The organism is Roseovarius sp. D22-M7 (assembly GCF_037083785.1).
GTDB lineage: Bacteria > Pseudomonadota > Alphaproteobacteria > Rhodobacterales > Rhodobacteraceae > Roseovarius.
Genome location: NZ_JBAPKY010000119.1, coordinates 1 through 4002, shown reverse-complemented (window position 1 = coordinate 4002; position 4002 = coordinate 1). Strand labels below are relative to the sequence as shown.

At 59.4% G+C, this 4002-nt stretch carries 4 protein-coding genes; 1 reads left to right on the top strand and 3 read right to left on the bottom strand.

Going from position 1 to position 4002, the window contains the following annotated elements; translation table 11 throughout:
• Positions 1 to 267 precede the first annotated feature (267 nt).
• Complete coding sequence (locus V8324_RS21270) at positions 268 to 1242, top strand: quinone oxidoreductase family protein (protein ID WP_336421895.1); 975 nt, start codon at positions 268 to 270, stop codon at positions 1240 to 1242.
• A gap of 153 nt (positions 1243 to 1395) precedes the next feature.
• Here V8324_RS21270 and V8324_RS21265 read toward each other — a convergent pair whose 3' ends face one another.
• The 3 genes from V8324_RS21265 to V8324_RS21255 form a co-directional block, all read right to left on the bottom strand.
• A complete protein-coding gene (locus V8324_RS21265; protein WP_336421894.1) occupies positions 1396 to 2031 on the bottom strand; it encodes a DUF1326 domain-containing protein in 636 nt (211 codons plus the stop codon).
• A 51-nt stretch (positions 2032 to 2082) separates the two neighbouring features.
• Positions 2083 to 2928, bottom strand: coding sequence for a DUF2182 domain-containing protein (locus tag V8324_RS21260; RefSeq protein WP_336421893.1), 846 nt, complete (start codon positions 2926 to 2928; stop codon positions 2083 to 2085).
• A partial coding sequence (locus V8324_RS21255) for a DUF1326 domain-containing protein (protein WP_336421892.1) occupies positions 2915 to 4002 on the bottom strand: 1088 nt, incomplete at its 5' end. The genes V8324_RS21255 and V8324_RS21260, both read right to left, overlap by 14 nt.

Here is a 4002-nt window from a genome sequence, read left to right as displayed (position 1 = left end):
CGGTAGCGGGCGAGGGATGGCTTGCTCATACAGCCCGTGTAACCGCATGGATTCACGATGTGAATCGTCAACAGTCAAAGTTGTGCAACAACGCCGACCTGCAGTGTCATCATTTGCGCAACACAAGCCGCCAAAGGTACAAATAACCATGCGATCCTCGACATGGATCTCGACCAGAGCCACGCTGCGCTTTGCAACAGTTACAAGTAAACATTGGACATCCGGTAAGGATTGTCCTCATGTTACGGAAAAAAAGGGGGAACGACCATGGCGCTGACCGCAATAATCGAAACGCATGGCGGGCCGGAGCAGTTCAAGTTGGTGGACCGTGATGTCGGCGAACCGGGGGCCGGTGAGGTCCGCATCGCGCATAAGGCCGTCGGCCTGAATTTCATCGACGTTTACCAGCGCAGCGGACTTTATCCGATGCAATTGCCCCATGCCATGGGCATGGAAGCCGCGGGCGTGATCGAGGCCGTGGGCGACGGGGTCACGCATCTGAAGGTCGGTGATCGCGCAGCCTATGCCGCGAACCCGCCCGGCGCCTACGCCGAGGCACGTGTCATGCCGGCCGCCCAGGTCTGTCCCCTGCCGGAGGACATCTCGTTCGAGGAAGGGGCCGCGATGATGCTCAAGGGCATGACGGTGGAATACCTGTTTCACCGCACCACGCCCCTGACGTCGGGTGATACGGTGCTGTTTCATGCAGCAGCCGGCGGTGTGGGCCTTCTGGCGTGCCAATGGGCGCGCTCGGAAGGGATCACATTGATCGGCACCGCGGGCACGGATGAAAAATGCCAGCTGGCGCAGGATCATGGCGCTGCCCATTGCGTGAACTACCGCAGCGGCGATTGGGTCGCGCAAGTGCGCAGCCTGACGCAGGGAAAGGGCGTCGACGTGGTGATGGATGCCGTCGGCAAGGACACGTTCGACGGGTCGCTCGATTCCCTGAGGCCACTGGGCATGATGATATCTTTCGGCAATGCGTCGGGGCCGGTGCCCCCTTTCGACGTCGGTCTTCTCGGGAAGAAGGGCTCGCTGAAGATCACGCGTCCGACGCTATTCACGCATATCGCCGATCACGCGGCCTGCCAGGCCATGGCAAAGCATCTTGCCGAGAAAGTGCTGTCCGGCGATGTGAAGATCAACATCGGCCAGCGGTTCGCCTTGCGCGACGTCGCAGAGGCGCATGAGGCGCTGGAGGCACGCAAGACGACAGGCTCGACAGTATTCGAGATCTGAGCCTTCCTTGCATCGTGGCAGTGATCGTCATGCGGGAATGTCAGCACCGGGATTAAAGATGCTGCAGTCAGCGAGTGGGGCGTCGAAGCAGACCTTGTCTGCATTGCATAACGGCTGCGGTGTGGCGTCGTACTTTACATGAGACCTCGACGCCTATTGCACGACTCCGCTTGGACCATGCTTCATGAAATGCCATTGCCCGTAGCTGTCGCGCAGATCAAGTTCGATGGCTGTTCTGGAAGTCGTGGACGCGCTTCCGACCTCGGCGACAGAGAACTCTATGCCATTCGGCATGTCGATCCGGACCCGGTGCTCGCCGTCTCCATGGGGCGGACTTATGGGACGGCCTTCTGAAGACAGGACGTCACCGATCCGGACCTTCGCCCTGCGGGCTTCAATATCGGCGTCCATTTCGATCGGCGCGTAAATCGTGTCGTGAAGTGTGGGGCTCATGGCACGGAAAACCCACCAGTGGGTGGCTTCTTCATCCGTTTCCCCTCCGGTCAACACCGTCTCAAGAGCCTTGCGTTGCTGCTCCGATGCAGTTTCATCAATGATCAGTTGCATCTCTCCGTCACCTTGGTAGATCGGCCCGGGCCAGGCATATAGAACGGCGACTTTCAGCCCGGTCAGGTTCAGGTCACCGAAATGGCCATTGGTGATCTTCATCACCTCGAAGCCTCGACAGTGGCCATGGGTGGGATCTTCCTCGAACTGACAGGGGCAGGCGTATCCGCAGTTGCAATTCCCGTATGCGGGCCCTTCAATATACCAGTCGACATGTGTCATATCTGTTTCCTTCTGCGGTCTGTGCCGCGATGTGAAATCTATCTTTCGCCGTCAGAACGCCGAGACGAGGAGCAACAAACCGGCGGCGATTAGAACGGCGCCGGTGGTCCGTACGAAAAGACGAGGATAAGGTACGAGTTTTTCGACCAGGACGTAGACGGCAAGTCCGACGATCCAGTAGAGATTCATGATGCCGCCGACAAAAAGCAGCGCCATCAAGGCCCAGCAACAGCCAAGACAATAGGCGCCATGGTGCATGCCCATCCGCAGGGCGCCGCCATATCCCTTGCGATTATGCGCCGCCAGAAAATGCGCCGGCGACCGGCAGTGGCGCAAGCAGGCGGTCTTGAGGCTTGAGAACTGGTAAAGCCCCGCTGTGAGCAGCACCATGCCGGCCACCGGCTCGGAGCCAAGCGTCATCATCCGACCGTTGGTTATTGCCAGGTTTTCCGTCAGCCATTGCAGCAGTGTCGCGACCACGCTGAAGCCCATCCAGGCAAGCAGGTAGCCGAGCAGGAATATCAATCCGAGGGTCGTGGCCTGCGTCTTCTGCGGGCCCCGTCGCTTCAGTGCAGTGAACAAAAGCAATACCGGGGCCGCACTGGGGGTCATCATCGCGATCATCATGACCCACCACATCAGAAAGATCAGAAGGGCATAGCCCCACGTCCAGTCAACCGGCGGCCCCATCGCCATGGATTCGCCCACCGGGCCTGCCATTCGCGTCATGTCGAGCGCCGACATGGACATGCCGATGCCCATCACCGTGTACAGCCCGGCAAGAAGAACGATCAGCGCCACCGCGCCAATCACGATCCAAGTGTCACGGGTCATGACCCGCTCAAGCATCCCAGACGATACAGGCATGACGATTTTTCCAACTTCAAGCGGCGACACGGCCTTTGCCAGTCAGGTGCAGACCGGCCATGTGGGCGTGCGTTCCGGTGTTCTTGGTCAGCTCCAGATCGCCACCTGTCGTTACCGTGCGCCCTTTTGCCACTTCCGCAAAGCCAAATTCGAACCCGTGCGGCAATGCGATTCCCACGCGATGCGGCTCGCCGGTCACGATGTGCGGTATCGGTTCTGCCGCTATTTCAAACACGCCCTCTGCTGCGGCTTTGCCAATCCTTTCTTCGATATCCAGTTCGAGTGAAACTGGCGCGTAAATCGTGTCGTGCTTGTTCGGGCTCATGACGCCAAAGACGTACCACATGGTCGCCATTTCTTCGGTGTCGGCCCCCGACATGATCGCCTCGAGCGCTGCGCGCTGATCGGCGTCCGCTTTCGGATCGATGATCAGCTGCATGTGGCCGTTTCCTGCGTGGATCGGGCCCGGCCATTTATAAACTCCAGCCGCAGTCAGGCCATCAAGCGAGATATTCCCGTAATGACCCTTGTCGATCTTGAAGACCGCCGCAGCTTCACAGGTGCCATCGGTTGGCAATACCCCGAACTGGCACGGGCAGCCAAAGTTGCAATTGCAGTTTGCGAGCTCTTCGCCCTGAATTTCCCAGTCAATCATAGACGTATCCTCCTTTAACCGGTCGTCACCGGAATTGGCTACGTTCATCTCTGCCCGGAGGTTGGAAATCGTTACGTCGGCCACGCAAGTTGGCACATCCGCCTCAATGTTTATTTCCAATTGGTACCAGAAAATCGACCATTTGTCAGCAATCCCGAAAACACCTTTCTCCGGCCGTGCTGCCGTCGTGGTGTCTCGATCTTGAGGTGTTCCGAATGTCGACCCGGTGCTTGGCAGGGTAGCCGGCTTGCGCTCGCAGCGAATGACGGCTCGGCCGACGGTTCTGGATGCGGGCGACGGTTCTGGATGCGGGCTCAGCCGCTTCGCTACGCCGTCGCCAGGGCCTGTGCCCCTGGCCAGTCTGCGCGGTCGGTCATGCGGTGATCGACGCGCTTGCCGGGCAACCGGCTCAGAAATTCCGCCCGTCCTCGATACGCTCCAGCGCGCCG

Coding starts and splice junctions, on each gene's coding strand:
- V8324_RS21265 (WP_336421894.1), bottom strand. CDS start 2,031: ATGACACATGTCGACTGGTATATTGAAGGGCCCGCATACGGGAATTGC.
- V8324_RS21270 (WP_336421895.1), top strand. CDS start 268: ATGGCGCTGACCGCAATAATCGAAACGCATGGCGGGCCGGAGCAGTTC.